Source organism: Streptomyces sp. NPDC021224, from assembly GCF_044332905.1.
Taxonomy (GTDB): domain Bacteria; phylum Actinomycetota; class Actinomycetes; order Streptomycetales; family Streptomycetaceae; genus Actinacidiphila.
Genome location: NZ_JBIRPW010000010.1, coordinates 61,800 through 88,415, shown reverse-complemented (window position 1 = coordinate 88,415; position 26,616 = coordinate 61,800). Strand labels below are relative to the sequence as shown.

The 26,616-nt window shown below is 74.3% G+C and carries 22 protein-coding genes and 1 riboswitch; of the genes, 13 read left to right on the top strand and 9 right to left on the bottom strand.

Annotated elements, in window-relative coordinates; all coding sequences use genetic code 11:
• The first annotated feature begins 3 nt into the window (after positions 1–3).
• The 5 genes from rlmN to ACH4PY_RS24495 all read left to right on the top strand — a co-directional run bounded on the left by rlmN (position 4) and on the right by ACH4PY_RS24495 (position 5,860).
• Entirely contained in the window at positions 4–1,110 is a 1,107-nt protein-coding gene (rlmN, locus tag ACH4PY_RS24515) for a 23S rRNA (adenine(2503)-C(2))-methyltransferase RlmN (RefSeq protein ID WP_398186695.1), read from the top strand.
• 69 nt (positions 1,111–1,179) lie between these two features.
• A riboswitch (TPP riboswitch) is annotated at positions 1,180–1,308 on the top strand.
• Positions 1,302–2,402 (top strand): thiamine ABC transporter substrate binding subunit, encoded by a 1,101-nt coding sequence (locus tag ACH4PY_RS24510; RefSeq protein WP_398186692.1) that lies wholly within the window; start codon positions 1,302–1,304, stop codon positions 2,400–2,402. It overlaps the preceding riboswitch by 7 nt.
• Before the next feature lie 79 nt (positions 2,403–2,481).
• The gene (locus ACH4PY_RS24505; protein ID WP_398187082.1) at positions 2,482–4,110 is read left to right on the top strand and encodes an ABC transporter permease; all 1,629 of its coding nucleotides are present in this window, start codon (positions 2,482–2,484) and stop codon (positions 4,108–4,110) included.
• Between the two features lie 90 nt (positions 4,111–4,200).
• Entirely contained in the window at positions 4,201–5,226 is a 1,026-nt protein-coding gene (locus ACH4PY_RS24500) for an ABC transporter ATP-binding protein (protein WP_398187078.1), read from the top strand.
• Positions 5,227–5,380: 154 nt separating this feature from the next.
• The gene (locus tag ACH4PY_RS24495; RefSeq protein WP_398186689.1) at positions 5,381–5,860 is read left to right on the top strand and encodes a VOC family protein; all 480 of its coding nucleotides are present in this window, start codon (positions 5,381–5,383) and stop codon (positions 5,858–5,860) included.
• Between the two features lie 40 nt (positions 5,861–5,900).
• Here ACH4PY_RS24495 and ACH4PY_RS24490 read toward each other — a convergent pair whose 3' ends face one another.
• The 5 genes from ACH4PY_RS24490 to ACH4PY_RS24470 all read right to left on the bottom strand — a co-directional run bounded on the left by ACH4PY_RS24490 (position 5,901) and on the right by ACH4PY_RS24470 (position 11,502).
• Positions 5,901–7,016 carry an LOG family protein gene (locus ACH4PY_RS24490; RefSeq protein WP_398186685.1) on the bottom strand — a complete coding sequence of 372 codons (1,116 nt, stop codon included), beginning with the start codon at positions 7,014–7,016 and terminating at the stop codon, positions 5,901–5,903.
• 34 nt (positions 7,017–7,050) lie between these two features.
• The gene (locus tag ACH4PY_RS24485; protein ID WP_398186682.1) at positions 7,051–8,172 is read right to left on the bottom strand and encodes a hypothetical protein; all 1,122 of its coding nucleotides are present in this window, start codon (positions 8,170–8,172) and stop codon (positions 7,051–7,053) included.
• Between the two features lie 343 nt (positions 8,173–8,515).
• The gene (locus ACH4PY_RS24480) at positions 8,516–9,244 is read right to left on the bottom strand and encodes an ABC transporter ATP-binding protein (protein WP_398186679.1); all 729 of its coding nucleotides are present in this window, start codon (positions 9,242–9,244) and stop codon (positions 8,516–8,518) included.
• A gap of 432 nt (positions 9,245–9,676) precedes the next feature.
• The gene (locus ACH4PY_RS24475; RefSeq protein WP_398186677.1) at positions 9,677–11,038 is read right to left on the bottom strand and encodes an aspartate aminotransferase family protein; all 1,362 of its coding nucleotides are present in this window, start codon (positions 11,036–11,038) and stop codon (positions 9,677–9,679) included.
• Positions 11,035–11,502, bottom strand: coding sequence for an Lrp/AsnC family transcriptional regulator (locus tag ACH4PY_RS24470; protein ID WP_398187074.1), 468 nt, complete (start codon positions 11,500–11,502; stop codon positions 11,035–11,037). Before ACH4PY_RS24470 ends, ACH4PY_RS24475 begins: the two co-directional genes overlap by 4 nt.
• Positions 11,503–11,722: 220 nt before the next feature.
• On the opposite strand from ACH4PY_RS24470, the gene ACH4PY_RS24465 reads away from it, so the two are divergent.
• Positions 11,723–13,156 carry a gamma-aminobutyraldehyde dehydrogenase gene (locus ACH4PY_RS24465; protein ID WP_398186674.1) on the top strand — a complete coding sequence of 478 codons (1,434 nt, stop codon included), beginning with the start codon at positions 11,723–11,725 and terminating at the stop codon, positions 13,154–13,156.
• Between the two features lie 6 nt (positions 13,157–13,162).
• Here the strand turns inward: ACH4PY_RS24465 and ACH4PY_RS24460 are convergent, their stop codons facing one another.
• Both ACH4PY_RS24460 and ACH4PY_RS24455 read right to left on the bottom strand, forming a co-directional pair.
• Positions 13,163–13,876 carry a glycerophosphodiester phosphodiesterase gene (locus tag ACH4PY_RS24460; RefSeq protein WP_398186671.1) on the bottom strand — a complete coding sequence of 238 codons (714 nt, stop codon included), beginning with the start codon at positions 13,874–13,876 and terminating at the stop codon, positions 13,163–13,165.
• The gene (locus ACH4PY_RS24455; protein WP_398186669.1) at positions 13,870–14,904 is read right to left on the bottom strand and encodes an adenosine deaminase; all 1,035 of its coding nucleotides are present in this window, start codon (positions 14,902–14,904) and stop codon (positions 13,870–13,872) included. Before ACH4PY_RS24455 ends, ACH4PY_RS24460 begins: the two co-directional genes overlap by 7 nt.
• Before the next feature lie 302 nt (positions 14,905–15,206).
• On the opposite strand from ACH4PY_RS24455, the gene ACH4PY_RS24450 reads away from it, so the two are divergent.
• The 6 genes from ACH4PY_RS24450 to ACH4PY_RS24425 all read left to right on the top strand — a co-directional run bounded on the left by ACH4PY_RS24450 (position 15,207) and on the right by ACH4PY_RS24425 (position 21,600).
• A complete protein-coding gene (locus ACH4PY_RS24450) occupies positions 15,207–16,460 on the top strand; it encodes a spermidine/putrescine ABC transporter substrate-binding protein (RefSeq protein ID WP_398186667.1) in 1,254 nt (417 codons plus the stop codon).
• Between the two features lie 17 nt (positions 16,461–16,477).
• The gene (locus ACH4PY_RS24445) at positions 16,478–17,692 is read left to right on the top strand and encodes an ABC transporter ATP-binding protein (protein ID WP_398186664.1); all 1,215 of its coding nucleotides are present in this window, start codon (positions 16,478–16,480) and stop codon (positions 17,690–17,692) included.
• Positions 17,689–18,570 (top strand): ABC transporter permease, encoded by an 882-nt coding sequence (locus ACH4PY_RS24440; protein ID WP_398186661.1) that lies wholly within the window; start codon positions 17,689–17,691, stop codon positions 18,568–18,570. Before ACH4PY_RS24445 ends, ACH4PY_RS24440 begins: the two co-directional genes overlap by 4 nt.
• Positions 18,567–19,418 (top strand): ABC transporter permease, encoded by an 852-nt coding sequence (locus ACH4PY_RS24435; RefSeq protein WP_398186658.1) that lies wholly within the window; start codon positions 18,567–18,569, stop codon positions 19,416–19,418. The genes ACH4PY_RS24440 and ACH4PY_RS24435 overlap by 4 nt, the downstream gene beginning before the upstream one ends.
• A 42-nt stretch (positions 19,419–19,460) precedes the next feature.
• Positions 19,461–19,949, top strand: coding sequence for a bifunctional DNA primase/polymerase (locus ACH4PY_RS24430; protein ID WP_398186656.1), 489 nt, complete (start codon positions 19,461–19,463; stop codon positions 19,947–19,949).
• Between the two features lie 136 nt (positions 19,950–20,085).
• Positions 20,086–21,600: a CoA-acylating methylmalonate-semialdehyde dehydrogenase gene (locus ACH4PY_RS24425; protein ID WP_398186653.1), complete on the top strand. Its 1,515-nt coding sequence runs from the start codon at positions 20,086–20,088 to the stop codon at positions 21,598–21,600.
• Here the strand turns inward: ACH4PY_RS24425 and ACH4PY_RS24420 are convergent.
• Both ACH4PY_RS24420 and gabT read right to left on the bottom strand, forming a co-directional pair.
• Positions 21,559–22,377 carry a phosphatase PAP2 family protein gene (locus ACH4PY_RS24420; protein WP_398186650.1) on the bottom strand — a complete coding sequence of 273 codons (819 nt, stop codon included), beginning with the start codon at positions 22,375–22,377 and terminating at the stop codon, positions 21,559–21,561. The genes ACH4PY_RS24425 and ACH4PY_RS24420 overlap by 42 nt on opposite strands.
• A gap of 483 nt (positions 22,378–22,860) precedes the next feature.
• The gene (gene gabT / locus ACH4PY_RS24415) at positions 22,861–24,195 is read right to left on the bottom strand and encodes a 4-aminobutyrate--2-oxoglutarate transaminase (protein WP_398186647.1); all 1,335 of its coding nucleotides are present in this window, start codon (positions 24,193–24,195) and stop codon (positions 22,861–22,863) included.
• 423 nt (positions 24,196–24,618) lie between these two features.
• On the opposite strand from gabT, the gene ACH4PY_RS24410 reads away from it, so the two are divergent.
• Complete coding sequence (locus ACH4PY_RS24410; protein WP_398186644.1) at positions 24,619–26,574, top strand: ATP-binding protein; 1,956 nt, start codon at positions 24,619–24,621, stop codon at positions 26,572–26,574.
• Positions 26,575–26,616 lie beyond the last annotated feature (42 nt).

The following is a 26,616-nucleotide window of genomic DNA, read 5'->3' as shown; positions in this document are numbered from 1 at the left end:
ATCATGCCTGCACCCGGAGAACTGACTTTCGCCGTGCCGCGCGGGGCCAAGAAGCCCCCGCGGCACCTTGCCGACCTCTCGCCCGCGGAGCGACGGGAGGCGGTGGCCGCGCTCGGGGAGAAGCCGTTCCGGGCCCGGCAGCTGTCCCAGCACTACTTCGCGCGCTACGCCGACGACCCCGCCGCCTGGACGGACATCCCGGCCGCGGCCCGCGGCAAGCTCGCCGGCGATCTGCTGCCGGAGCTGATGACCGTCGTGCGGCACGCCTCGTGCGACGACGGCGACACCCGCAAGACGCTGTGGCGGCTCTTCGACGGGACGCTCGTCGAGTCGGTGCTGATGCGCTACCCGGACCGCGTCACCATGTGCATCTCGTCACAGGCGGGCTGCGGCATGAACTGCCCGTTCTGCGCCACCGGCCAGGCGGGTCTGGACCGGAACCTGTCGACCGCCGAGATCGTGCACCAGATCGTGGCGGGCATGAAGTCGCTGCGGGACGGGGAGGTGCCGGGCGGACCGGCCCGGCTGTCCAACATCGTCTTCATGGGCATGGGTGAGCCGCTCGCCAACTACAACCGCGTCGTCGGGGCGATCCGCCGGCTGACCGACCCCGAGCCGGACGGCCTGGGCCTGTCGCAGCGCGGCATCACGGTGTCCACGGTGGGCCTGGTGCCGGCCATCCACCGCTTCGCCGACGAGGGCTTCAAGTGCCGCCTCGCGGTCTCCCTGCACGCCCCGGACGACGAGCTGCGCGACACCCTGGTGCCGGTCAACACCCGCTGGAAGGTGCGCGAGGTGCTGGACGCGGCCTGGCACTACGCCGAGGTCTCCGGCCGCCGGATCTCCATCGAGTACGCGCTGATCCGCGACGTCAACGACCAGGCATGGCGCGCCGACCGGCTGGGCAAGCTGCTGAAGAACCACCGGGTGCACGTCAACCTGATCCCGCTCAACCCCACGCCCGGGTCGAAGTGGACGGCCTCCCGCCCGGAGGACGAGCGGGCGTTCGTGGCCGCGCTGGAGGCCCACGGCGTGCCCGTGACCGTACGCGACACCCGTGGCCAGGAGATCGACGGCGCCTGCGGGCAGCTGGCGGCGTCGGAGCGCTGACCTGCTGCTATCGTACGGTCGGCGCTCGCGCGGACCTGCGATGGCAGTGGCGCGCGGTCGTACAACAGAACATTCCGACAGGGGAGCGCCTGCGACGGCGCTGAGAGTGCGGCGAGGGATCCGACGGAGGATCCCAGGCCGCAGACCCTCCCACCTGATCCGGGTCATACCGGCGTAGGGAGTCAGCACAGATGAAGACCACCGTCCGGCGTGCCGTGGGCGCGCTCGTCGCCGCAGGCGCGGCCGCGTCCGTCCTGGCCGCGTGCGGCAGCGACTCCGGCGGCGACGGCGACAAGGCGGCGGGCTCCGGCTCCAAGACCGTGACGCTCGTCAGCCACGACTCGTTCGCCGCGTCGAAGTCCGTCCTCGCGGAATTCACCAAGGAGACCGGCTACACCGTCAAGGTGCTGCGCGGCGGGGACGCGGGCGCGGCCGTCAACCAGGCGATCCTCACCAAGGACCACCCGCGCGGCGACGTCTTCTTCGGCGTCGACAACACCCTGCTGTCCCGCGCGCTCGACAACGGACTGTTCACCCCGTACGCGGCCAAGGACCTCGCGCAGGTCCCCGCCGACCTGCAGCTGGACGCCGCCCAGCACCGGGTCACGCCCATCGACTCCGGTGACGTCTGCGTCAACTACGACCGGGCCTACTTCACCGCGCACCACCTGGCCCCGCCGCAGACCTTCGCCGACCTGGCCAAGCCCGCGTACAAGAACCTGCTCGTCACCGAGAACGTCTCGACGTCCTCGCCCGGTCTGGCCTTCCTGCTGGGCAGCGCCGCGACCTACGGCGACGGGGGATGGCAGGACTACTGGAAGCAGCTCAAGGCCAACGGCGTCGAGGTGGTCGACAGCTGGGAGCAGGCCTACAACGACCGCTTCTCCGGCTCGTCCGCGGGCAAGCAGGCCAAGGGCGACCGGCCGCTCGTGGTCTCCTACGCCTCCAGCCCGCCCGCCGAGGTCGTCGGTGTGAGTCCGCAGCCCGCGCAGTCGCCCGTCGGCGTGGCCACCGGCACCTGCTTCCGGCAGATCGAGTTCGCCGGCCTGCTGCACGGGGCGAAGAACCCCGCGGGCGGCAAGGCGTTCATCGACTTCATGCTGGGCAAGACCTTCCAGCAGGACATGCCGCTGCAGATGTACGTCGACCCGGTGCGCGGCGACGCCGTCGAGCCGCCGGTCTTCGTCAAGTACGGCGCCAAGGTCGAGCACCCCGCCACCCTGGCGCCCGACACGATCGCGGCCAAGCGCGACGAGTGGGTCCAGGCGTGGAACGGGATCGTCCTGAAGTGAGCGTGACGTGAGCACGCTGCCGACCGCACCCCCGCGCGGCGCGCGGCGGGACAGGGCGGGCGGAGCGCGGGGCCGCGCCCTGGCGGTGCGCGCCGCCCTGACGGCGCTGCCGCTGCTCTTCTTCGCGGCCTTCTTCGCCTACCCGGTGGCGGCGATCGTCGGCCGCGGGCTGCACGAGGACGGCGCCTGGCACCTGGGCCGGATCGGCGACGTGCTGGGCGACCCGGGGATCCGGCACGTGCTGTGGTTCACCGTCTGGCAGGCCGCCGCCTCCACCGGGCTGACGCTGCTGGTCGGGCTGCCCGCCGCGTACGTCTTCGCGCGGCTGGACTTTCCCGGGCGGCGGCTGCTGCGGGCGGTCGTGACGGTGCCCTTCGTGCTGCCGACCGTCGTCGCGGGCTCGGCCTTCCTCGCGCTGCTCGGCCGCGGCGGCTTCACCGACTCGCTCCTCGGGGTGCGGCTCGACACAGGCGTGTGGGCCATCCTCGTCGCGCACGTCTTCTTCAACTTCGCCGTCGTGGTCCGCACCGTCGGCGGGCTGTGGGCGCAGCTGGACCCCGCGCAGGAGGAGGCCGCCCGGATGCTCGGCGCGGGCCGCCTCGCCGCCTGGCGCACGGTGACGCTGCCCGCGCTCGGCCCGTCCGTGGCCGCGGCCGCGCTCATGGTCTACCTGTTCACCTTCACCTCCTTCGGCGTCATCCAGATCCTCGGCGGACCGCTGTACTCGACGCTGGAGGTGGAGATCTACCGGCAGACCGCCGAGATCTTCGACCTGCCGGCCGCGGCCGTGCTGACCCTGCTGCAGTTCGCCGCGGTGCTCGCCATCCTCGCCCTGCACGGCTGGACGGTACGGCGGCGCGAGTCGGCGCTGAAGCTCGTCGACCCCGCGCGCACCGCGCACCGGCCGAGCGGAGCGGCCGAACGCACCCTCCTCGGCGCCGTCCTGGCGGTCGTCGCCCTGGTCATCCTGCTGCCCCTCGGTGTGCTCGCCGCCCGCTCCTTCGACACCCCCGGCGGCTACGGCCTGGCCTTCTACCGCGCCCTCGGCTCGTCCGACGGCGGCACCTTCAGCGTCGCCCCGTGGCAGACGGTGGGGAACTCGCTGCGCTTCGCGGCGCTGGCCACCGTCATCGCCCTGGTGATCGGCGGGCTCGCGGCGGCCGCGCTGGTGCGCCGGGCGGGGCGGCTGATGCGCGGCTTCGACGCGCTGCTGATGCTGCCGCTCGGCACCTCCGCCGTCACCATCGGCTTCGGCTTCCTCATCGCGCTGGACAAGCCGCCGCTGGACCTGCGGGACTCCTGGCTGCTGGTGCCGCTCGCGCAGGCGCTGGTGGGCGCGCCCTTCGTGGTGCGGGTGATGCTGCCGGTGCTGCGGGCCGTCGACACCCGGCTGCGCGAGGCCGCGGCGGTGCTGGGCGCCTCGCCGTGGCGGGTGTGGCGGGAGGTGGAGCTGCCGCTGGTCTCGCGGGCCGTGGCCATCGCCGCGGGTTTCGCCTTCGCCGTCTCGCTCGGCGAATTCGGCGCGACCGTCTTCATCGCGCGGCCCGACGACCCCACCCTGCCGGTCGCCGTCGCCCGCCTGCTGGGCCGCGCGGGCCCGATGAACTACGGCCAGGCCATGGCCCTGAGCACCGTGCTGATGGTGGTCTGCGCCGCCAGCCTGCTGGTGCTGGAACGTTTCCGTCCCACGAGCGCCGGGGAGCTGTGACCCGCGATGACGACCACCGATCCGACGTCCGCTCCCGGCCGTGTCGCCGGGCCGTCCGGCGCCGCGGGGCCCTCGCTCGGGGGCGGCGCCCTGCTGCGGCTGGACGCCGCGACCGTGCGCTTCGGGAAGCGGACCGCGCTGGACGCGGTCGATCTTGCCGTCGCCGAGCACGAGATCGTGTGCGTGCTGGGGCCCAGCGGCAGCGGCAAGTCCACGCTGCTGCGGGCGGTGGCCGGGTTGCAGGAGCTGGCCTCGGGGCGGGTGCTGCTGGACGGCGCCGACCAGCGCGGGGTGCCGCCGCACCGGCGCGGTGTCGGGCTGATGTTCCAGGACCACCAGCTCTTCCCGCAGCGCGACGTCGGCGGGAACGTCGGCTTCGGCCCGCGCATGCACAAGGCGTCGCGCGAGCAGCGCGAAATCCGGGTCGCCGAGCTGCTCGACCTGGTCGGGCTGCCCGGCGCGCAGTCCCGCGGCGTCGCGGAGCTGTCGGGCGGCGAGCAGCAGCGGGTCGCGCTCGCCCGCGCGCTCGCGCCGGAACCGCGGCTGCTCATGCTGGACGAGCCGCTCGGCCAGCTCGACCGCTCGCTGCGCGAGCGCCTGGTCGTGGAGCTGCGGCAGCTCTTCGGACGGCTCGGCACCACCGTGCTGGCCGTCACCCACGACCAGGGCGAGGCCTTCGCGCTGGCCGACCGTGTGGTCGTCATGCGCGACGGCCGGATCGCCCAGACGGGCACCCCGCTGGAGGTCTGGCAGCGTCCGGCGGACGAGTTCGTCGCCCGCTTCCTGGGCTTCGACGCCGTCACCGACGCCGTCGTGGCCGGCGGCACGGCCGCCACGGACTGGGGCGAGCTGCCCGTGCCGTCCGGCACCCCGGACGGCCCCTGCCGGCTGCTGGTCCGGCCCACCGGAGTGCGCCTGGTCGCCCCGGAGACGGCGGGCGCGCTGCGCTGCACGGTGGCCGCCCGCACTTTCCGTGGCGGGCACGTGGCCGTGACGCTGCGGCCCGAGCGCGGTCCGGAGCTGGAGGCGGAGTGCCCGCTGCGGGCCGCGCCGGGCGAGGGCGCGGCCGTCGCAGTGACGTTCGACCCGGAGGACGTCGTCGTCCTGCCCCGCTGAGCGCGCCCCGCCGACGGGCCCGCGCCGTCCTCCCCGCGAGGGGAGAAGCACACGAATGGGCACCGATGAGTTTCGCCCGCCCGGACCGTCCTATCTGCTGGAGGCGCAGGAGCGCCCAGCGGACGGCAGGACACGGACGAGAACGGAGCCCGTCATGCAGCAGAAGATCACGACGTTCCTCTGGTACGACGACCGGGCCGAGGAGGCGGTGGCCCTCTACACCTCGCTCTTCGACAACTCGCGCGTCGTCAAGGTGCAGCACTACGGCGAGGCCGGTCCGGGGACCCCGGGCAGTGTGATGATCGTGGAGTTCGAGCTGGGCGGGCAGCGCTTCCTCGCGCTCAACGGCGGCCCGGAGTTCACCTTCAACGAGGCGATGTCGCTCAGCGTCGACTGCGACTCGCAGGAGGAGGTCGACCGGCTGTGGTCCGCACTCACCGCGAACGGCGGCGAGGAGGGGCCCTGCGGCTGGCTCAAGGACCCCTACGGCGTGTCGTGGCAGATCGTGCCCACCCGGCTCAACGAGCTGATCAACGACCCGGACCAGAACAGGTCGCAGGCCGCCGTGAAGGCCATGCTCGGCATGAAGAAGCTGGTGGTCTCGGAACTGGAGGCCGCCGCCGACGCGGTCTGAGACGCCCGTCCGCCACCGCGTCGCGCGCCCCCGCCCCGGCTCACTTCTCCTCCAGCCGCTCCAGCGCGTCCGGCACCTCGGTCACCGAGTCGACCAGCGCGATGCGCCAGGCCATCGCGTGGTCGCGGGCCAGCGCGCTGAGCAGCGGCCACGCGGGCAGCTCGGTGGTCCAGTGCGCCCGGTCGACCAGCACCATGGGCGTCGGCTCGCCGCGCGAGGAGTAGTAGTTGGGCGTGGCCGCGTCGAAGATCTCCTGCACGGTGCCCGCCGCCCCGGGCAGGAAGACCACGCCGGAGTTGCAGCGGGCGAGCAGGGTGTCCTCGCGGACGGAGTTGGCGAAGAACTTCGCGATGTGCGACGCGAAGGCGTTCGGCGGCTCGTGCCCGTAGAACCACGTCGGCACGCCCAGCGAGGTGCCGCCCTCCGGCCAGCGCTCGCGCACCTCGAAGGCGGTCGCCGCCCACGCGCCGACCGACGGCCGGAAGGACGGGGCGCCGCCGAGCACCGACAGCGCCTTGCCGAGCATGACGTCCTCCTGCGGGGCGGCGTACGCGCCGAGGTTCGCCGCCTCCATCGCGCCGGGGCCGCCGCCGGTCGCCACGGTCAGGCCCGCGCGGGCCAGCTCCCGGCCGAGCCGGGCGGCGCCCGCGTAGGCGTCCGTGCCGCGCTTCATCGCGTGGCCGCCCATGACGCCCACCACCCGGGCCCCCGCCAGGTGCTCGTCGAGGGCGTCGGTCACCGCGTCGTCGTGGATCGAGCGCAGCATCGACGCCAGTATGTCGCCGCCCGCCGCGCTCTGCCGGTACCAGTCGTACGCGCGGGCGTCCGGCGTGTGCTCGTAACCCGCGGCCGCGAGGTCGGCGTACAGCTCGACGGGGCTGTAGAGCGTCGCCCGGTAGGGGTCGAAGGGCAGATGCGGGACGGGCGGGAAGACCAGCGCCCCGCCGGCCCGTACGTGCGCGAGCGCCTGCGGCTCCATCAGGCAGCCGAGGAAGACCGCCTGCGTGGTGTCGGCGACCAGCAGGGCGAACGTACGGTCCGTCAGGTCGACGGCCTGGACGCGGTATCCGGCGAACGAGCCGGTCAGCGCGACGCGGTCGAACTCCTCGAGCGTCTCGATCTCACGGGCGGGCGGGGGAGCGGTCTCGGCGGGCATGGCGGCACGATAGCCCGCCGGGCCCCTCACCCCGTCACCGCGTCGCCGGTACGGTCGCGACGGCCGCGACCACGGCTGTCAGCGGCACCGCGACGGCCAGCACCACGCCTGTGCGCAGCGCCACCGCGCCCCGCAGCAGCGCGGGCGGCGCGCCGATCTCGCGCAGCGCCGCCGTCGACCGGGCGCGCGCGCCCGCGGCCTCCGCGAGCGCGGTGCCCGCGACGGCCAGCACGCACACCCCGACGAGGGCCGCGGCGAAGGTCGTCAGCGGGCCCAGCCGGTGACCGGAGCCGTGCTGGAGGTCGTACACCGCGAGGGCCGCCGTCGCCGTCGCGCACAGCAGGCCCAGCGGCCGGCCGATCCGGCGGGCCTCCTGCTGGAGCGCACGGCCCGCCAGCAGCCGCAGCGCGCCCGGCCGGTGCAGCGCCAGGAGCCGCCCGCACAGATGCACCAGGCCCGGACCCGCCAGCACCATCCCGGCGGAGGCGACGACCCAGCCCGCCACCGTCGCCGCCGACACCGCGCCCAGCCCGCTTGGCAGTGGCAGCGCGGTCCCGCGCGGGGCGCTCACCTGTACCGCGAGCCCCACCACGGTCAGTGCCACGCCCCACGGCAGCCCCGCGGGACCGGCGCCCGGCTTCGGCGCCGGCGGCTGCCACAGCCGGGCGGCGACGGCCGCCGCGGCGCCCAGCGGCACCACCGACAGCAGCGTCACCACGCCCGCCGCGGGCAGCCCCTGCCCCGTTCCCAGCACCCCAGAGACCGAACCCGCATACGGCACACCGCCCAGATCGCCGCGCAGGTAGAGGAAGCCCAGCAGGGCGAGCCCGCTCCCGACCGCGCACGCCAGCGCGGCGCTGCCGGCGCCGACCAGCACCGTCGCCCGGCGGCCCAGCCCCACCGCGGCGAGCCCCGCGCCCGGCCAGCGCAGGGGCTGCGCGAGCCCTGCGGTGGCGGCGAGCTGCACGGCCGCGGCGACGGGCAGCACGCACCACACCAGCCGCACCCCGGCGCTCGCCCCGGGCTGCTGGTGACCCAGCGCCCACCCGAGCACCGACAGCAGCAGCAGTCCGGTGCCGCCCGCCGCGGCCACCACCGTCAGCCACCGCCCGAGCGCCCCGATCCGCGCTCCCCGCACCACCCGCCAGCTCAGCACGCCGCCGCCTCCCGTCCGGTCCGCGGGGCCGCTGCCCCACCACGCGCCTGCCCCGCACGGATCTGCCGCGCGCTCACGCTCAGCCCGAGCCCGGCCGCCGGGGACGCCTGCCGCCGCAGGGCCCGACCCGCGCGGTGGGCGCGCGGGGGCGGTGCGGGGCGCGCGCGGTGCCCGGGCGGGTGCTGTCGCACGGTGGGGTGGCCGGCCGCGCGGTGCGTCCGCCCGCCGTGGGAGCCCCACGGGCGCGGCCGCCGGGCGCCGTCGGGGCAGGCGTGGACGGTGCCGCTCGTACGGGGTTCGTAGTGGGGCGCAAGCAGGGTGCGGGGCCGCGCGCCGGCGGGGGTCATGCGTTCGCCGGGGCCGGGTCGGGGGTGCCGCGGTCCGGGGCGTGGACGGGGGAGTCCGTGCGGCCGTCGCGCAGGGCGACGGCGCGATCGGTGTAGCCGCCGGTCCCCGGGTCGGTGCCGGTCAGGACGACGGTCATCCCGTGCGAGCGGGCCGCGCTCGCCAGGGTGCGCAGCACCTGGGCGCGGTCGGAGTGGTGCAGGGGCGCCGCAGGGTCGTCGGCGAAGACGACCGCGGGCCCGCCGACCAGGGCGCGGGCCACCGCGACCCGCTGCTGCTCGGGGAGGAGCAGCGCCCCGGGGTGGCGGCGCGCGGCGCCGCCGATGTCCAGCCGCTCCAGCCACTCCTGCGCCTCGGCGCGCGCCGCCCGCGGCCGGACACCGCGCATCAGTAGCGGCAGTGCCGCGTTCTCCCACGCCGTCAGCTCCGGCAGCAGCGCGGGTTCGCTGCCGACCCAGCCGAAGCGCTCGCGGCGCAGCAGGTCGCGCGACGCCTCGGAGAGGGTGTGCACGGGGTTGCCGTCGAACCACACCTCGCCCTCGTCCGGCGCGATCTGGCCGGACAGGCAGCGCAGCAGGGTCGTCTTGCCGGAGCCGCGCGGCCCGACCACACCGAGGATCTCTCCCTGGCGGACGCCGACCGTGACGCCGAGCAGGGCCGGTGAGCCCCGGAGGGAGTGGCGCAGCGAGCGGGCGAAGAGCACGTCGTTGTCGGGCGGGGCCACCATGCCGTTCCTCCGCGGGTCGTCGTCCCCCGGCGGCGCGCTGCGCCGGTGCGCCGCGGGCGCCGGGGAGGGGCGGTCACTCCCCGGCACGGTAGGCAGGTGGCGGGCGGACGGACCGCAGGCGCGGCGGCGGAGGCCGCCGATCCGTCCGTTCGGGTGAGCCCCACCGGGGCCGGTCAGGGGGCCCGCCCGCCCGTCCGGCCCCGAGCACCGTCCACGGTCACGCCCCCGCCGCGGCCCACCCCCGCCGGACCCCGGCGGCGGCACCTCAGGGCCGAGCCCCCGGCATCCCAGAGCCGAGCCCCCTGCTGCCCACCGACGTGGACTCACCCGTGTTGCCCCGGCCGGGCCGCCGCCCTCCCCAGCGGCCTCCGGGGCCCGGGCCGGGCCCACCTTCCGGGGGTGACCCCGAGGCCGTCCCCCCGGCGGCAGCCGTCAGAGCTGGGCCCAGGCCCGTGTCAGGACGTCTCGCAGGATCTCCTCGATCTCGTCGAAGAGCTGCTGCCCGGCGATGAGGGGCGGGGCGAGCTGGACGACCGGGTCGCCGCGGTCGTCGGCGCGGCAGTAGAGGCCGTTCGCGAAGAGCTCGCGGGAGAGGAAGCCGTAGAGCACGCGCTCGGTCTCCTCCGGGGTGAAGGTCTCCTTGGTGGCTTTGTCCTTGACCAGTTCGATGCCGTGGAAGTAGCCGCTGCCGCGTACGTCGCCGACGAGGGGGAGGTCGCGCAGCCGGTCGAGGGTGGCGCGGAAGTCCGCCTCGTGGTCCCGTACGTGCCGGTGGAGGTCCTCCCGCTCGAACAGGTCGAGGTTGGCGAGCGCGACGGCGGCGGAGACGGGGTGGCCGCCGAAGGTGTAGCCGTGCAGGAAGTCGCCGTCGCCGCGGTAGAAGGGCTCGGCGACCCGGCCGGAGACGATGCAGGCGCCGAGCGGCGAGTAGCCGGACGTCATGCCCTTGGCGCAGGTGATCATGTCCGGTACGTAGCCGTACCGTTCGCAGCCGAAGGTCGCGCCGAGCCGTCCGAAGGCGCAGATGACCTCGTCGGAGACGAGCAGCACGCCGTAGCGGTCGCAGATCTCCCGGACGCGGGCGAAGTAGCCGGGCGGCGGCGGGAAGCAGCCGCCCGCGTTCTGTACCGGTTCCAGGAAGACCGCGGCCACCGTGTCGGGGCCCTCGAAGAGGATCTGCTCCTCGATCCGGTCGGCGGCCCAGCGGCCGAAGGCCTCGGGGTCGTCGCCGTGCACCGGTGCCCGGTAGAGGTTGGTGTTCGGCACTCGGAAGGCGCCCGGCACCAGCGGTTCGAACGGGGCCTTGAGCGCGGGCAGGCCGGTGATGGACAGGGCCCCGTGCGGGGTGCCGTGGTAGGCGACGGCCCGCGAGATCACCTTGTACCTGCCCGGGTTGCCGGTGAGCCGGTGGTACTGCTTGGCCAGCTTCCAGGCCGTCTCGACGGCCTCGCCGCCGCCGGTGGTGAAGAAGACCTTGTCCAGGTCGCCGGGCGCGAGGTGCGCGAGCCGCTCGGCCAGTTCCACCGCCCGCGGGTGCGCGTAGCCCCAGACGGGGAAGTAGGCCAGCTCCGCCGCCTGCCGGGCGGCGGCCTCGGCCAGCTCGCGCCGACCGTGGCCGGCGTTGACCACGAACAGCCCGCTGAGCCCGTCGATGTAGCGCTTGCCGCGGTCGTCGTAGATGTACGCGCCCTCGCCGCGCACGACGGTCGGCACGGGCGCGTCGGCGTAGTCGCCCATCCGCGTGAAGTGCATCCACAGGTGGTCGTACGCCGTGGCCGGCGGGCGTGCGCTCATGATTGTCGGGTTCCCCAGGAGTAGGTCTGCTTCCGGAGCCCCAGGTAGACGAAGCTCTCGGTGGACCGCACGCCGGGCAGGGCGCGGATCCGTTTGTTGATCAGTTCCAGCAGCTGGTCGTCGTCCTCCGCGACGATCTCGGCGAGCAGGTCGAAGGAGCCCGCGGTCACCACCACGTACTCCACCGCGTCCAGCCCGGCCAGGGCGTCGGCGACGGGTTCGACGTCGCCGACGACGGTTATGCCGACCATCGCCTGCCGCCGGAAGCCGACGGTGAGCGGGTCGGTCACCGCGACGATCTGCATCACGCCCTGGTCGAGCAGCTTCTGCACGCGCTGCCGCACCGCCGCCTCGGACAGCCCCACGGCCTTGCCGATCGCCGCGTAGGGGCGGCGGCCGTCCTCCTGGAGCTGTTCGATGATCGCTTTCGAGACCGCGTCGACGGAGGGTCGCGCGCCGTTCATGTCACGTGTGGCCACCCGGCCCACTGTGCAGGAGACTTCGACGGTCGGGCAAGGCGAAACCGATGAGATGCGCAGTATTGCAGCAGCGGATTCACCGATTCGGTCGTTGCCGGACAGCGGGTATGTCGGATCCCGCAGCCCTCCGGCTAGGCTGGGTACTGTCTCAGCCTGTGGACACCCGACACAGCAGCACGATCCGGACGACCAGGGAGCAAACGCCGTGACCGAACTCCGCACTCTGCGCAACCACATCGACGGGGAGTTCCGCGCCGCCGCGGACGGCCGCACCACGCAGGTGGTCAACCCGGCGACCGGCGACGTCTACGCCACCGCGCCGCTGTCGGGCGCCGCCGACGTCGACGCGGCCATGGCGGCGGCGGCCGCGGCCTTCCCCGGCTGGCGCGACACGACGCCCTCGGACCGGCAGAAGGCGCTGCTGCGGATCGCCGACGCGGTCGAGGCCCGCGCCGCCGAGCTGGTCGAGGCCGAGAGCGAGAACACCGGCAAGCCGATCGGGCTGACCATGAGCGAGGAGATCCCGCCCATGGTCGACCAGATCCGCTTCTTCGCCGGTGCCGCGCGCATGCTGGAGGGCCGCTCCGCGGGCGAGTACATGGAGGGGATGACGTCCTTCGTGCGGCGCGAGCCGATCGGGGTGTGCGCGCAGGTCGCGCCGTGGAACTACCCGATGATGATGGCGGTGTGGAAGTTCGCCCCGGCCATCGCCGCGGGCAACACGGTGGTGCTCAAGCCCTCCGACACCACGCCCGCCTCCACCGTGCTGCTCGCGGAGATCATGGCGGAGTTCCTGCCCAGGGGCGTCTTCAACGTCGTCTGCGGCGACCGCGACACCGGCCGGATGATGGTCGAGCACCACGTCCCGGCGATGGCGTCCATCACCGGCTCGGTCCGCGCCGGCATGGAGGTGGCCGGCTCCGCCGCCCGCGACCTCAAGCGCGTCCACCTCGAACTGGGCGGCAAGGCCCCCGTGGTGGTCTTCGAGGACGTCGACATCCCGCGCGCCGTGCAGGACATCGCGGTGGCCGGCTACTTCAACGCGGGCCAGGACTGCACCGCCGCCACCCGGGTGCTGGTGCACGAGTCGATCCACCAGGAGTTCACCGCCGCGCTCGCCAAGGCCGCCGCCGAGACGAAGACCGGCCTGCCGACGGACGAGGACGTCCTGTACGGGCCGCTCAACAACGCCGGCCAGCTGGAGCGGGTCAGCGGCTTCATGGACCGGCTGCCCGCGCACGCCAAGGTCGAGACCGGCGGCTTCCGGGTCGGCGAGGTCGGCTACTACTTCGCGCCCACCGTCGTCTCGGGCCTGCGGCAGGACGACGAGATCGTCCAGCACGAGGTCTTCGGCCCGGTCATCACCGTGCAGTCGTTCGCCGACGAGGACCAGGCCGTCGAGTGGGCCAACGGCGTCGAGTACGCGCTCGCCTCCTCGGTGTGGACCCGCGACCACGCGCGCGCCATGCGGATGTCGCGGCGGCTGGACTTCGGCTGCGTGTGGATCAACACCCACATCCCGCTGGTCGCCGAGATGCCGCACGGCGGCTTCAAGAAGTCCGGGTACGGCAAGGACCTGTCGGCGTACGGCTTCGAGGACTACACCCGCGTCAAGCACGTGATGACGTCCCTGGACTGACGCCCCTCAGCCCTGCGGGGGCGTCCCCCGGCGGCGCCGGGCGCGGCGGGCGACGAGCCGTTGCAGCGACGCGAGCCGGTTGGTGGTGATCGAGTCGGCCCCGAGCGACAGCAGCCGGCGCATCGACGGCGGCCAGTCCGCCGTCCACGCCGCCACCAGCAGGCCGTGCTCACGGGCGAAGCCCACCGTGGCGGCGTTCACCAGCCCGAAGCGCAGGTTCAGCCAGCGCGGCGCCACCTCGGTGAGCAGCGCGTCCGTGGGCCGGGCCGAGGTCTTCCAGGTCAGCGCGATCTCGGCGGCCGGGTCCGCGGCCCGCACCGCGCGCATCGCGGCGACGTCGCCGCAGTAGTAGACGCGCTCGCCCGCGCCCGCCGCCGCGACCGCCGCCAGCGTCGGCGGCACCTGCGCGGTCTCGGTCAGGTCGAGCAGCATCCGGCCGTGCGCGTGCCGGTCCAGCTCGGCCAGCGCGGCGGTGAGCGTCGGCACACCGCCGGCGGTGGCGTCCGCGACCTGGCCGAGGGTGAGCGCGCCGACCTCCCGCGGGTGGCCCCACAGCCGGTCCAGCGACCGGTCGTGCAGCAGCACCGGCACCCCGTCGCGCGTCAGCTGCACGTCCACCTCCACCGCGTCCGCGCCCTTCAGCAGCGCCGAGCGCACCGACGGCAGGGTGTTCTCGCGGTGCTCGTACGGGTCGCCGCGGTGGGCGACGGCCGTCACCATGCCGCGGTGTACGCGTCGATCTCGGCGGCGATCCGCGCCTTGCCGGGCGCGTCGAGGAAGGACGCCTCCACGGCGTTCTTCGCCAGCGCCGCGACCCCGCGGTGGTCCAGCTCCAGCAGTCGGGCGGCCACCGCGTACTCGGTGTTGAGGTCGGTGCCGAACATGGGCGGGTCGTCGCTGTTGACGGTGACCAGGACGCCCGCCTCGACCATGCGCCGTATCGGGTGCTCGTCGAGGGTGGCGACCGCGCGGGTGGCGATGTTGGAGGTCGGGCAGACCTCCAGCGGGATGCGGTGCTCGGCCAGGTGCTCCAGCAGCCGCGCGTCGCCCGCCGCGCTCGTGCCGTGGCCGATCCGCTCGGCGCCCAGCTCGCGCAGCGCGTCCCACACCGTCTCCGGGCCGGTGGTCTCCCCGGCGTGCGGGACGCTGTGCAGCCCGGCGGCCCTGGCCCGGTCGAAGTACGGCTTGAACTGCGGGCGCGGAACCCCTATCTCGGGCCCGCCGAGGCCGAAGGACACCAGGCCGTCGGGCCGCAGGTCCACCGCCATCCGCGCGGTCTCCTCCGCGGAGACCAGCCCCGCCTCGCCCGGGATGTCGAAGCACCAGCGCAGCGTCACCCCCAGCTCCGCCTCGGCCGCCTTGCGCGCGTCCTCGATCGCCGCCATGAACTCCCGGTCCGGGATGCCCCGCCGGGTCGAGCTGTACGGAGTCACGGTCAGCTCGGCGTAGCGCACGTTCTGCCGCGCCATGTCCCGCGCCACCTCGAAGGTGAGCAGGCGCACGTCCTCGGCGTCCCGGATGAGGTCGACGACCGACAGGTAGACCTGGATGAAGTGCGCGAAGTCCCGGAAGCTGAAGTAGTCCGCGAGCGCCTCCGGGTCGGCCGGGACCGCCGAGTCCGGGTGCCGCGCGGCCAGCTCCGCCACGATCCGCGGGGACGCCGATCCCACGTGGTGGACGTGCAGTTCGGCCTTCGGCAGCCCGGCGATGAAGGTGTCGAGCCCGCCTGCGGCGGCGCTGTCGGGCATGCGGATCCTCCTGGGAGCGGGTGGCGGGCACCGGCTGCGGTGCCGCCTCATCGTAGAACGCCGCCCCCGCGGCGCGTGCGGCCCGCCGGTGAACGCGCAGGTGGGAACGGGCGGAGAGGGGTTCTTCCCGGGGCCGGCACCGCGTAACCGAACGGCAATATCCGAAAACTTGTTGGGGGACGTCCGTTCTGTCAGGATCAGCGGTCGATCCGGTCATTGGCCACGCGTCGGGCTCCGGGCGGTGTACGGCGCGCAGGACGGTTCGCGCGGTCCGCGCGACGGCACGACCGGAAGGCACCCCCATGCAGCGTCACGACCCCCTGCCCGGATCCCCGCCCGGTCCCGTGCGCGACGCCCTGCGGCGCAGCCTGGCCGGCGGCCGCGCCGCGACCGGCCGCCGCACCCTGCTGCGCGCCGCCGGGCTCGGCGCGGCCGGCGCCGCGGGGCTGGGCGGCCTGGCCGGGTGCGGCATACCCGCCGCCCGCCGTACCGGCGACGGCACCGCCTCCGACGACCGCTCGGCGCGCGAGCACACCGTCGCCTTCTCCAACTGGACCGAGTACGTCGACGTGTCGGACGACGGCAGGCACCGCCCGACGCTGGAGGCCTTCACCCGGCGCACCGGCATCACCGTGAAGTACACCGAGGACATCAACGACAACGTCGAGTTCTTCGGCAAGATCAAGCCCCAGCTCGCCGCGGGCCAGGACACCGGACGCGACCTGATCGTGCTCACCGACTGGCTGGCCGCCCGGCTCATCCGCCTCGGCTGGGTCCAGCCGCTGAACCCGGCCAACCTGCCGCACGCCTTCGCCAACCTCGAACAGCGCTTCCGCACCCCCGACTGGGATCCCGGCCGCGCCTACTCCTACCCCTGGCAGGGCACCGCCACCTGCATCGCCTACAACCGCAGGGCGACCGGCGGGCGGGCCGTCACCTCCGTCTCGCAGCTGCTCGACGACCCCGCGCTCAAGGGCCGGGTGGCCCTGCTGTCGGAGATGCGCGACACCGTCGGCATGGTGCTGCTGGAGATGGGCCACTCGCCCGAGCACGTCACCGACGACGCGTACGACGCGGCGCTCGCCCGGATCCAGCAGGCCGTCGACCGGGGCCAGATCCGCCGCTTCACCGGCAACGACTACACCGACGGGCTCAGCAAGGGCGACATCGCCGCGTGCCTGGCCTGGGCCGGCGACCTGGTGCAGCTGCGGCTGGACGACCCGGCGATCGCGTACGCCTTCCCGGCGACGGGCTTCCTGTTCTCCACCGACAACCTGCTCGTCCCGGCCGGTGCCCGGCACAAGGCCAACGCCGAGCGGCTCATCGACTACTACTACGAGCCCCAGGTCGCCGCCCAGGTGTCCGCGTACATCGCCTACGTCTGCCCGGTGGCGGGCGTGAAGCCCTACCTCGCGAAGATCGACCCCGCGCTGGCGGACAACCCGCTGATCCTCCCGGACGCGGCGATGGACGCGACCTCGCACGCCTTCCGCACCCTCAGCGAGGCCGAGGAAACCCGCTACGAGAAGAAGTTCTCCACGCTCATCGGCGCCTGACCGGAGGGGATTACGCCATGACCACCGCACGCACCGGCATGCCCGGCGACGCCGTACGCCTCACCGCGCTCGGCAAGTCCTACGGGTCCTTCACCGCCGTCCACCCGCTCGATCTGGCCGTGCCCGCCGGGTCCTTCTTCGCGCTGCTCGGCGCGTCCGGCAGCGGCAAGACCACCACCCTGCGGATGATCGCGGGCCTGGAGGAGCCGACCACCGGCACCGTCGCGCTCGGCGGCCGGGACGTCACCGCGCTGCCGCCGCACCGCCGCCCGGTCAACACCGTCTTCCAGAACTACGCGCTCTTCCCGCACCTGGACGTCCACGAGAACGTCGCCTTCGGGCTGCGCCGCCGCGGGGTGCGCGACGTGCGGCGGCAGGTCGCGCAGATGCTGGAGCTGGTGCAGCTCGAAGGCCTCGCCCGGCGCCGCCCGCACCAGCTCAGCGGCGGCCAGCAGCAGCGGGTCGCGCTGGCCCGCGCGATCGTCAACAAGCCCGAGGTGCTGCTCCTCGACGAGCCGCTCGGCGCCCTCGACCTCACCCTGCGCCGCCGTATGCAGCTCGAACTCAAACGCATCCAGACCGAGGTCGGCATCACCTTCGTGCACGTCACGCACGACCAGGAGGAGGCCCTGACGATGGCCGACACCGTCGCGGTGATGAACGCCGGCCGCATCGAGCAGCAGGGCACCCCCGCCGGGCTCTACGAGAACCCCGAATCCACCTTCGTCGCCAACTTCCTCGGCACCTGCAACCTGCTCCCCGCCGAGGTCACCGGCACCGCGGGCGCCGACCTCACGCTGGCCACGGCCGCCGGGCCGCTCGCCGTGCCCGCCGCCCGCTGCCGCGCGGCGGCCGGCCGCGGCACCAGGGTGCTCGCCGGGGTGCGGCCGGAGAAGATCACCCTCGTCCACGCCGACGACGAGGCCGCGACACCCGCCGGCCGCAACCGGATCGCAGGCCGCGTCACCGGCTCCCGCTTCACCGGCGCCGCCACCCAGTTCACCGTGGACGCCCCGGGCCTGGCGGCCCTGCACGCCGTGCTGCCGAACGTCGACCACGACCCGCGGATCGTCCCCGGCGCCCCCGTCGTCCTGCACTGGAACCCCGCGCACACCTTCGGCCTCGACGCCGCCCAGGACGCGGGCGCCGGACGCGAGCCCGGCGGCGACGCGGGCGCGGACACCGCCGTCGGCGCCCCGGGCGGCGCCGAGGGCCTGGAGGCCGCCGTATGAGCCCCGGCGCCGCGCTGCGGCGCAGGCTGACGCCCTATCTGCTGCTGCTCGCCGGGGTGGGCTGGCTGCTGGTCTTCTTCGTGGCGCCGATGGTCTACCAGGCCTCGACGTCCGTCCAGACCGGCTCGCTGGAGCAGGGCTTCACCGTCACCTGGCACTTCGCCACCTACTGGGACGCGCTGCACGCCTACTGGCCGCACTTCGTGCGCTCGCTGCTCTACGCGGCCCTGGCGACCGCGGCCTGCCTGGCGATCGGCTACCCGCTCGCGTACATGATCGCCTTCCGCGCCGGGCGCCGGCGCAACGCCGTCCTGGTGCTCGTCGTCGCGCCCTTCCTCACCAGCTTCCTGATCCGCACGCTGGCCTGGGAGACGATCCTGTCCGACCAGGGCCCGGTGGTGCGGCTGCTGAACGCCGTGCACGTCCTGGACGTCACCTCGTGGCTCGGCGTCACCGAGGGCCACCGGGTGCTCGCCACGCCGCTCGCCGTCGTGTGCGGCCTGACCTACAACTTCCTGCCCTTCATGATCCTGCCGCTCTACACCTCGCTGGACCGCATCGACGCCCGGCTGCACGAGGCCGCGGGCGACCTGCACGCCACACCGCTGGCCACCTTCCGCACCGTGACCCTCCCGCTGTCCATGCCGGGCGTCGTCGCGGGCACGCTGCTCACCTTCATCCCGGCCTGCGGCGACTACATCAACGCCGAACTGCTCGGCTCCACCAACGACAAGATGATCGGCAACGTCATCCAGGCGCAGTTCCTGCGGGTGCTCGACTACCCCACGGCCGCCGCCCTGTCCTTCCTGCTGATGGCCGCCATCCTCGCCGTCGTCACCCTGCACATCCGCCGGGCCGGCACCGAGGAGCTGGTGTGACGCGCCCGCGCCCGCTGTGCTGGGCCCGCCGCAACGCCGTCGTCGTCGCCGGGACCCTCGCGCTGTGCTACCTGATCCTGCCCAACCTCGTCGTGCTCGCCTACTCCTTCAACAAGCCCCGCGGCCGCTACAACTACACCTGGAACCACTTCTCCACCGACGCCTGGCAGCACCCCTGCGCGCCCGCCGGGATGTGCGCCTCGCTGTCGCTGAGCCTGCGGCTCGCCGTCTGCGCCACGGCCGGCGCCACACTGCTGGGCACCATGACCGCCTTCGCGCTGGCCCGCCACCGCTTCCGCGGCCGCTCCGCCGTCAACCTGCTGATCTTCCTGCCGCTGGCGATGCCCGAGGTCGTGATGGGCGCCTCGCTCGGCACGCTCTTCCTCAACATGCGGATCGCCTTCGGCTTCGGCACCCTGCTGATCGCGCACGTCATGTTCTGCCTGAGCTTCGTCGTCGTCGCCGTCAAGGCCCGGCTCGCCGGGCTCGACCCGCTGCTCGAACAGGCCGCCCAGGACCTCTACGCCACCCCCGCGCAGACCTTCCGGCACGTCACCCTGCCGCTCGCCGCGCCCGGCATCGCGGCCGGCGCGCTGCTCTCCTTCGCGCTGTCCTTCGACGACTACATCGTCACGAGCTTCAACGCGGGCAGCGCGGTGACCTTCCCGATGTTCGTCTGGGGCTCGGCCCAGCGCGGCACGCCCGTGCAGGTGAACGTCATCGGCACGGCCGTCTTCCTGCTCGCGGTGCTGCTGGTGGTCGCCGGGCAGCTGGTCGCGGGCCGCCGCCGCGGGGGAGCGGACGAGGCCGCCGGGCACGGTGTGAGCCGCGTCACTACCAGTCGGTAGGAGAACCCGCGTAAGAGCCGCCGCCCCGCCCGCTCTCGTCCAGTGACGGATGTGCGCCACGCGGCAGAAGGAGGAGCGGGCATGTGCAGCGCCGGAGCGAGGAGCGCGGTCGACTGGCTGGTGTCGGCGGCACACGACCCGGCGGCCGTCCGCCGGGAATGGGAGAACAACCCGCTGGGGGTCGTCCTGCTGCCCGCCGGACGGCTGTGGGACGTCCTGATCCTGCGCGGGGAGCTGGGCCACCCCACGCTCGACGTCCTGACCGGACTCGCCGGCCGGCCCGGCCCCGTGCTCGCCGACTTCGGCGACACCCGGCTCGGCTTCTTCGTGCCCGCGGGCACCACCGACCGCTGGCTGGCCGGCGGGGTGCGCGGGCTCGGCAGCGGCGCCTGGATCGTCGTCCCCTACCCCGGCCGCCCCACCGGCGGGGTGCGCTGGCTCGTCCCGCCGGACGGCACCGGGCACCTCACCGACCCGGAGGCGCTGGAAGCCGCGATGCACGAGGCGGCCGCGCAGCTCGCGGGCGGCTGACGCCCGCGCCCCGTACCCGCGGCTCCCCGCCGCGCGCCCGTACCCGTACGGCGGCGTGCGCCGCGTGGTGCTTGAGGCGCGCCGCCCGCGCGGTGAGACTGGCGGGACGACGACGGCGACGCAGGAGGGGCAGGCAGTGACACACCCGCAGCCGCAGCGCATCACCCACCGGATCGCCGGGCGCCCCTGGACCGGCACCGCCGCACGCCGGGGCGACGTCCACGACCCCGCGACCGGCGCCGTCACCGGGCGCGTCGACCTCGCCTCGGCCGGCGTCGTCGACGAGGCGGTGGCCGCGGCGCTCGCCGCCTTCGCCGACTGGCGGCACGCCTCCGTCGCCCGCCGCAGCGCCGTCCTGTTCGCCTTCCGCGAGCTGGTGGCCGCCCGCCGCGAGGAGCTGGCCGCCGTCGTCGTCGCCGAGCACGGCAAGATCCACGCCGACGCGCTCGGTGAGATCGCCCGCGGCCTGGAGGTCGTCGAGTACGCGTGCGGCATCCCGCACCTGCTCAGGGGCGGCTACACCGAGCAGGCCTCCACCGGCGTCGACGTCTACTCGCTGCGCCAGCCGCTCGGCCCGGTCGCCGTCGTCTCGCCGTTCAACTTCCCCGCGATGGTCCCGATGTGGTTCTTCCCGATCGCGATCGCCGCGGGCAACACCGTCGTCGTCAAACCCTCCGAGAAGGACCCCTCGGCGGCGAACCTGCTGGCGGACCTGTGGCGCGAGGCGGGGCTGCCGGACGGCGTCCTCAACGTCGTGCACGGCGACGCCGAGGCCGTCGACCGGCTGCTGGAGCACCCGGACGTCAAGGCCGTCTCGTTCGTCGGCTCCACCCCGGTCGCCCGGCACGTCCACGAGACCGCCGCCCGGCACGGCAAGCGCGTCCAGGCGCTCGGCGGTGCCAAGAACCACATGCTCGTCCTGCCCGACGCCGACCTCGACCTCGCCGCGGACGCCGCCGTCAACGCCGGGTACGGCGCCGCGGGGGAGCGCTGCATGGCCGTGTCGGTGCTGGTCGCCGTGGACCCGGTCGGCGACGAGCTGGTCGCACGGGTCAAGCGGCGTGTCGCCGGGCTCACCGTCGGTCCGGGCTCCGCGCCCGAGTCGCACATGGGCCCGCTCATCACCGGCGCCCACCGCGACCGCGTCACCTCCTACCTGGACGCCGGGGTCGCCGCGGGCGCCGAACTCGCCGTCGACGGCCGCAAGCACCCGCTGTCCCGCGCCGCCCGGGACGGCGGCTTCTGGCTCGGCCCGACCCTCTTCGACCACGTCCGCCCCGGCATGCCGGTCTACGACGACGAGATCTTCGGCCCCGTGCTCAGCGTCGTCCGCGTCGCCTCGTACGACGAGGGACTCGCCCTGATCAACGCCAACCCGTACGGCAACGGCACCGCGCTCTTCACCAACGACGGCGGCGCCGCCCGGCGCTTCCAGCACGAGGTCGAGATCGGCATGGTCGGCATCAACGTGCCCATCCCGGTGCCCGTCGCCTACTACTCCTTCGGCGGCTGGAAGGCCTCGCTCTTCGGCGACACGCACGCCTACGGCGAGGACGGCGTCCGCTTCTTCACCCGCACCAAAGCCGTCACCCAGCGCTGGCCGGACCCCTCACACGGCGGGATCAACCTCGGATTCCCCACCCACACCTGACTCCCCGCTCTCGGGGCCCGATCCGCCGCGTCCCGTTCTTCCGCCTCCCGGGCCCGGCCCGGCCCCGCCCGCGCCCGCCGCCACCGCCAGCACCCGGGCCGCCGCCACGACCGACAGCAGCGACGCCGCCAGACACCAGCTCGCCACCACGTCCAGCGGCCAGTGGTAGCCGTGCCACACCAGCCCCGCGCCCACCCCCGCGGCCAGCAGCAGCGCCGCCGCGTACAGCGCCCGGCGCAACACCGCCCGTCCGACCGCCGGCAGCACCAGCAGCGCCGCGCAGCCCACCGCCACCGACGAGGTCGCCGTGTGGCCGGACGGGAAGAAGCCCGCGTAGCCGTCCGGCCCGAGCCGCAGCTTGCCCGGCGCGGGCCGCGCCACCGCCGACTTCACCTGCCCCACCACCAGCGGCACCAAGGCCATCGCCAGCACCGCGGCCAGCGGCGGCAGCCACCACAGCGGCAGCCCGGACCGCCGCCCGCGCACCCCCGCGGCCACCACCGCCGCGAGCAGCAGCGGCACCGCCACCTGCACGTTGCCGACGTCCGAGAGCACCTGCGCCGGGCCGGTCAGCGCCGGATGCGCCGCCGCCGCGCGCTGGAACCAGCCGAGCACCGCCCAGTCCCGCGCCACCAACCGGCCACCACCGGACACCTGAGCGGTGAGCACCGCGAAGAGCGCGACACCGGCACAGAAGACGACGGCGAGCGCGGTCAGGACGCGCGCGGGACCGCCGCTCGGGGAATTCCGGGGGCTGCCGGCGCCATGGGCGCCCAAGGCAGCAGAATGCCGCCCCGGAACAGGGGGGAGAGCTCCGGGGCGGCCAGGGCGACCGCCGAACCGCCCGTCCCGGGGGGTGTGGGACGAACGGCCGACCGATCGGCGAGGTGTGCCGGGCCCACCTGCGAACCCGGCGGTTTCGTGCGCGAGGGCACTGCCGTACCGGCGATGGGGAATCGCCGGGCCGTTGCCGCTCTTCGCCGGATCCACCGGAACCGGCTTCGAGCGGGGTGTTCGCAAGAAACGGTAGGGCACCGCGAGGGGGCCGGACAGCCCGATCACCCGTCCGCCATCAGGCCCGCACACCTTCTTCACGACCCGCCGTCCCCCGCTCGCATCCGTCCGCGCGGCGCCGCCGCACCCGGCCCAGCGGCGCGCTCGCGCCCCAGCTCACACCCCGTGCCGGGCGGTGTGCCCGGCCCGCGGCGCGTCCCCCCGGCGCCGGGCCCAACCCCGCGCCGGGCCACTTCCGTGCCGGGCTCACACCGCCCCGGCGAAGGCCTCCTCGATGATGCCGAGACCCTCCTCCAGCAGATCCTCCCCGATGACCAGCGGCGGCAGGAAACGCAGCACGTTCCCGTACGTCCCGCACGTGAGCACCACCAGCCCGGCCGCGTGGCAGGCCTTGGCCACGGCCGTCGTCAGGGCCGCGTCCGGCTCCTTCGTGCCCGGCCGCACCAGCTCGACCGCGATCATCGCACCGCGCCCGCGCACCTCCCCGATCGCCGGGTACTTCTCGTGCAGCGCGCGCAGCCGCGGCGTCATCACCTCGCCGATCCGCCGCGCCTTCGCCGGCAGGTCCAGCTCCTTCATCGTCGCGATCGCGCCCAGCGCCGCCGCGCACGCCACCGGGTTGCCGCCGTAGGTGCCGCCCAGACCGCCCGAGTGCGCCGCGTCCATGATCTCCGCGCGCCCGGTCACCGCCGCGAGCGGCAGCCCGCCCGCGATGCCCTTCGCGGTCGTGATGAGATCCGGCACCACGCCCTCGTCCTCGCACGCGAACCACTGCCCCGTCCGGCAGAAGCCGGTCTGGATCTCGTCCGCGACGAAAACGATCCCGTTGTCCTTCGCGAACTGCGCCATCCGCGGCAGGAAGCCGCGCGCCGGCACGATGAAACCGCCCTCGCCCGCGATCGGCTCGATCACGATCGCCGCCACGTGCTCCGCGCCGATCTGCTTGGTGATGACGTCGATCGCCTGCGCGGCCGCCTCCTCGGCGGCGTGCTCCGGCCCGGTCAGCCAGCGGTAGCCGTACGCCAGCGGCACCCGGTACACCTCCGGCGCGAAGGGCCCGAAGCCCTCCTTGTACGGCATGTTCTTCGCCGTCAGCGCCATCGTGAGGTTGGTGCGCCCGTGGTAGCCGTGGTCGAAGACGACGACCGCGGGCCGCTTGGTGTAGGCGCGGGCGATCTTCACCGCGTTCTCCACCGCCTCGGCGCCGGAGTTGAACAGCGCGGACTTCTTGGCGTGGTCGCCCGGCGTCAGCGCGTTGAGCTGCTCGGCGACCTCGACGTAGCCCTCGTAGGGGGTGATCATGAAACAGGTGTGGGTGAAATCGGCGAGCTGCGCCGACGCCCGCCGCACCACCTCCGGCGCGCTGTTGCCCACCGACGTCACGGCGATGCCCGAGCCGAAGTCGATCAGCCGGTTGCCGTCCACGTCCTCCACGACACCGCCGCCCGCGCGTGTCACGAACACCGGCAGCGTCACACCCACCCCGTCCGCCACCGCCGCCGACTTCCGCCCCAGCAACTCCCGCGACCGCGGCCCCGGCACCTCGGTGACCAGCCTGCGCTCCTGCGGCAATCCGCCCATGACGCCCACTCTCCTCGATTCCCTCACCAGCGACCCATCCGGACCCTCCCCGCGAGGCTAGGCTCCCCCTTCCCGCCCCCGCATACGCCGAACGGTCACACTCCCCGGCGAGTCTTCGCCGCAACGGCCAGTGCCAGCCGCCCCCGCGGCGGGTGCCGTCCGGCCAAGATCCTTTCGTCCGGCGTAGCGGTGCGACTACATTGTGCGCATCGGGCGGCGACGAGGGGCAGACGCGCCATGGAAGCCATGGATTACGAGGGCAGGCAGCGCCGGTCCGGCGGCAAGCCGTTCCCACCCCCACCCCCCGCGGTCCCACCCCCACCCTCCACCCCTCCCGTCCCCCGCCCCACGGCCCCCCCACCCGTCCCCACCCACTCCCCGCCCTCCTCCGCCCTGGAAGGCTGGCTGCGGACACCACGCGCGGTGGACGCTCCCGGCATCTACGGCTTCGGGCACACGCCACGCCCGAAGCCGGATCCCAACCGCCTGTCCACCCGCCATCTCCTCGGATTGGCCACCCTCACCGCCCTGACCGCCGCCTTCCTCTGGTCCCTCTTCTTCAACGGCGGCGATCTCGCGTATCAGCTGGTGGTGGGCATCCTGCGGATCTTCGTACCCGACGGCTGGACCCACACGACGTTCTTCTACACGGTCTTCGGATATTCCGGATTTGCCGTCGTCGTCTTCCTGCTGGGACTCATGCTCGGACGCAAGGGGCAGTGGACCGAGGTCTGGCGGCGTTTTGTGAGGCCGGTGCTCGGCAGGCTGATCGGCACCCCGGCGCCCGGCGCCGCGCCCAACGACCCGCGCGAGGACTTGGCAGCCTGGCCCGATCTGCGGGCGGTCAACGAGCATGCCCTCGCCGACCGGCTCACCGGTGAGGTGCGGGTCGGGCGGATGAACGACGTGGACTACGTGCGGATCAGCCGCGCCTGGTCGGTCGCCAGGGCGGGGGCCGGGGGAGTCGCCGCCTTCGGGGACGCGGTGCTGCGGGAGGGCGCCGAGGCGTTCACGCATCCGTCGGGCGAGCGGGACCTGCCGCGCCGGGCCGCGCCGCACGACCTGCTGGCGCGGCAGGTGCGGATCGGCCGCGGCACCGACGCCGAGCGCAACCCGTACCAGCACCGGGGCTCCGGTATCGCGCTCGACCCGGCGCTGCTGGGCACCGGGCTCCTGGTGGTCGGCCCCTCGGGGTCGGGCAAGACCCGGCTGGTTGTGCGCCCGGTCGCGGAGTCGATGTGCCTTCAGGCGCTGACCGGTCAGGCCGCAGTGGTGGTGGTCGGTACGGCGGGGGCGGAGCTCGGTTCGGCCGACGCGTACGACGTCGTCATCGGCCTCGCCGATCCCGCCTCCCGCTACGACCTCGACCTCTACGGCAGCGACGACCCCGACGTGGCGGCGGGAACGCTGGCCGAGGCGCTCGTCGACGGCCCCGGCGCGGGGCAGCAGGACGTACGCCGGGCGGCGACCGCGCTAGGCCAGGTCCTCGGCCCGTTCCACGCGGCCTTCGGCCGCTTCCCCGCCGTCCCGGAGCTGCGCGAGCTGCTCGACGGCGTCCCGCACGCCTTTGCGGCGCTGCGCCAGGCGCTGGACGCGGCGGGCGCCCCGGGGCTGGTCAGGGAACTGGACGCCCGGGAGCGGCAGCGGGCGCAGCGTGGCGACATCGCCGCTCAGCTCGCCGACCGGATCGCGCTGCTCGACCGTCCGGCCTTCGCCGGGTTCTTCGACGTGACGGGTCGGTCGCGGCCGTTCACGATGCGGGCGCTGGAGCACCCGGTACGGGTCCGTATCGATCTGCCCGCGCGCGGTCACACCGAGGCGGCACGCATCCTGGTGCGGCTCGTGCTCGCGCAGTTCACGGCCGCGATGAGTGCGCGGCGCGACCGGTCGCTGTTCGCCTGTCTCGTCCTCGACGACGCCGCCCACGCGGTCGGCGCGGAGTCCGTGCGCGGTTTCGCCCGGCTGCGTTCGGCGAACGCCGGGGTCGTCCTGGCGCTGCGGACGCTGGACGAGGTGCCGGACGACCTGCGGACGGCGCTGGTCGCGGCGATGGGCTGCCGGATGGTCATGTCCGGGGTCACCACCTGGGACGGCAAGCGCTTCGCCGAGGCGTGGGGCACGGCCTGGGTGCAGACCAGGGACGTCACGCGCACCCCCGACCAGTCGGGGGGCTTCACCCGCCGCCTCACCCGTGGTGTCCGCAAGGTCTTCACCGGGGAAGCGGTCACCACCGAGTCGGTGACCGTCAGGGAGGTGGAGCGGGAGCGGTGGTCGGCTTCGGATCTGGCGAACAGTGTGCCCGCCGGGCACGCGGTCGTGTCGTTCACCACGACCGCGGGGGAGAGCGCGCCGCCGGTGCTGGTGGATCTGTGGGGGTGACGGGGACGGGGCGGGTGGTGCGGCACAATTGCGGGGGGCGGC

Coding starts and splice junctions, on each gene's coding strand:
- ACH4PY_RS24490 (WP_398186685.1), bottom strand. CDS start 7,016: ATGCCCGCCGAGACCGCTCCCCCGCCCGCCCGTGAGATCGAGACGCTC.
- ACH4PY_RS24455 (WP_398186669.1), bottom strand. CDS start 14,904: ATGCCCGACAGCGCCGCCGCAGGCGGGCTCGACACCTTCATCGCCGGG.
- ACH4PY_RS24475 (WP_398186677.1), bottom strand. CDS start 11,038: ATGAGCGCACGCCCGCCGGCCACGGCGTACGACCACCTGTGGATGCAC.
- ACH4PY_RS24440 (WP_398186661.1), top strand. CDS start 17,689: ATGAGCCCCGGCGCCGCGCTGCGGCGCAGGCTGACGCCCTATCTGCTG.
- gabT (WP_398186647.1), bottom strand. CDS start 24,195: ATGGGCGGATTGCCGCAGGAGCGCAGGCTGGTCACCGAGGTGCCGGGG.
- ACH4PY_RS24470 (WP_398187074.1), bottom strand. CDS start 11,502: ATGAACGGCGCGCGACCCTCCGTCGACGCGGTCTCGAAAGCGATCATC.
- ACH4PY_RS24510 (WP_398186692.1), top strand. CDS start 1,302: ATGAAGACCACCGTCCGGCGTGCCGTGGGCGCGCTCGTCGCCGCAGGC.
- rlmN (WP_398186695.1), top strand. CDS start 4: ATGCCTGCACCCGGAGAACTGACTTTCGCCGTGCCGCGCGGGGCCAAG.
- ACH4PY_RS24450 (WP_398186667.1), top strand. CDS start 15,207: ATGCAGCGTCACGACCCCCTGCCCGGATCCCCGCCCGGTCCCGTGCGC.
- ACH4PY_RS24460 (WP_398186671.1), bottom strand. CDS start 13,876: ATGGTGACGGCCGTCGCCCACCGCGGCGACCCGTACGAGCACCGCGAG.
- ACH4PY_RS24495 (WP_398186689.1), top strand. CDS start 5,381: ATGCAGCAGAAGATCACGACGTTCCTCTGGTACGACGACCGGGCCGAG.
- ACH4PY_RS24480 (WP_398186679.1), bottom strand. CDS start 9,244: ATGGTGGCCCCGCCCGACAACGACGTGCTCTTCGCCCGCTCGCTGCGC.
- ACH4PY_RS24445 (WP_398186664.1), top strand. CDS start 16,478: ATGACCACCGCACGCACCGGCATGCCCGGCGACGCCGTACGCCTCACC.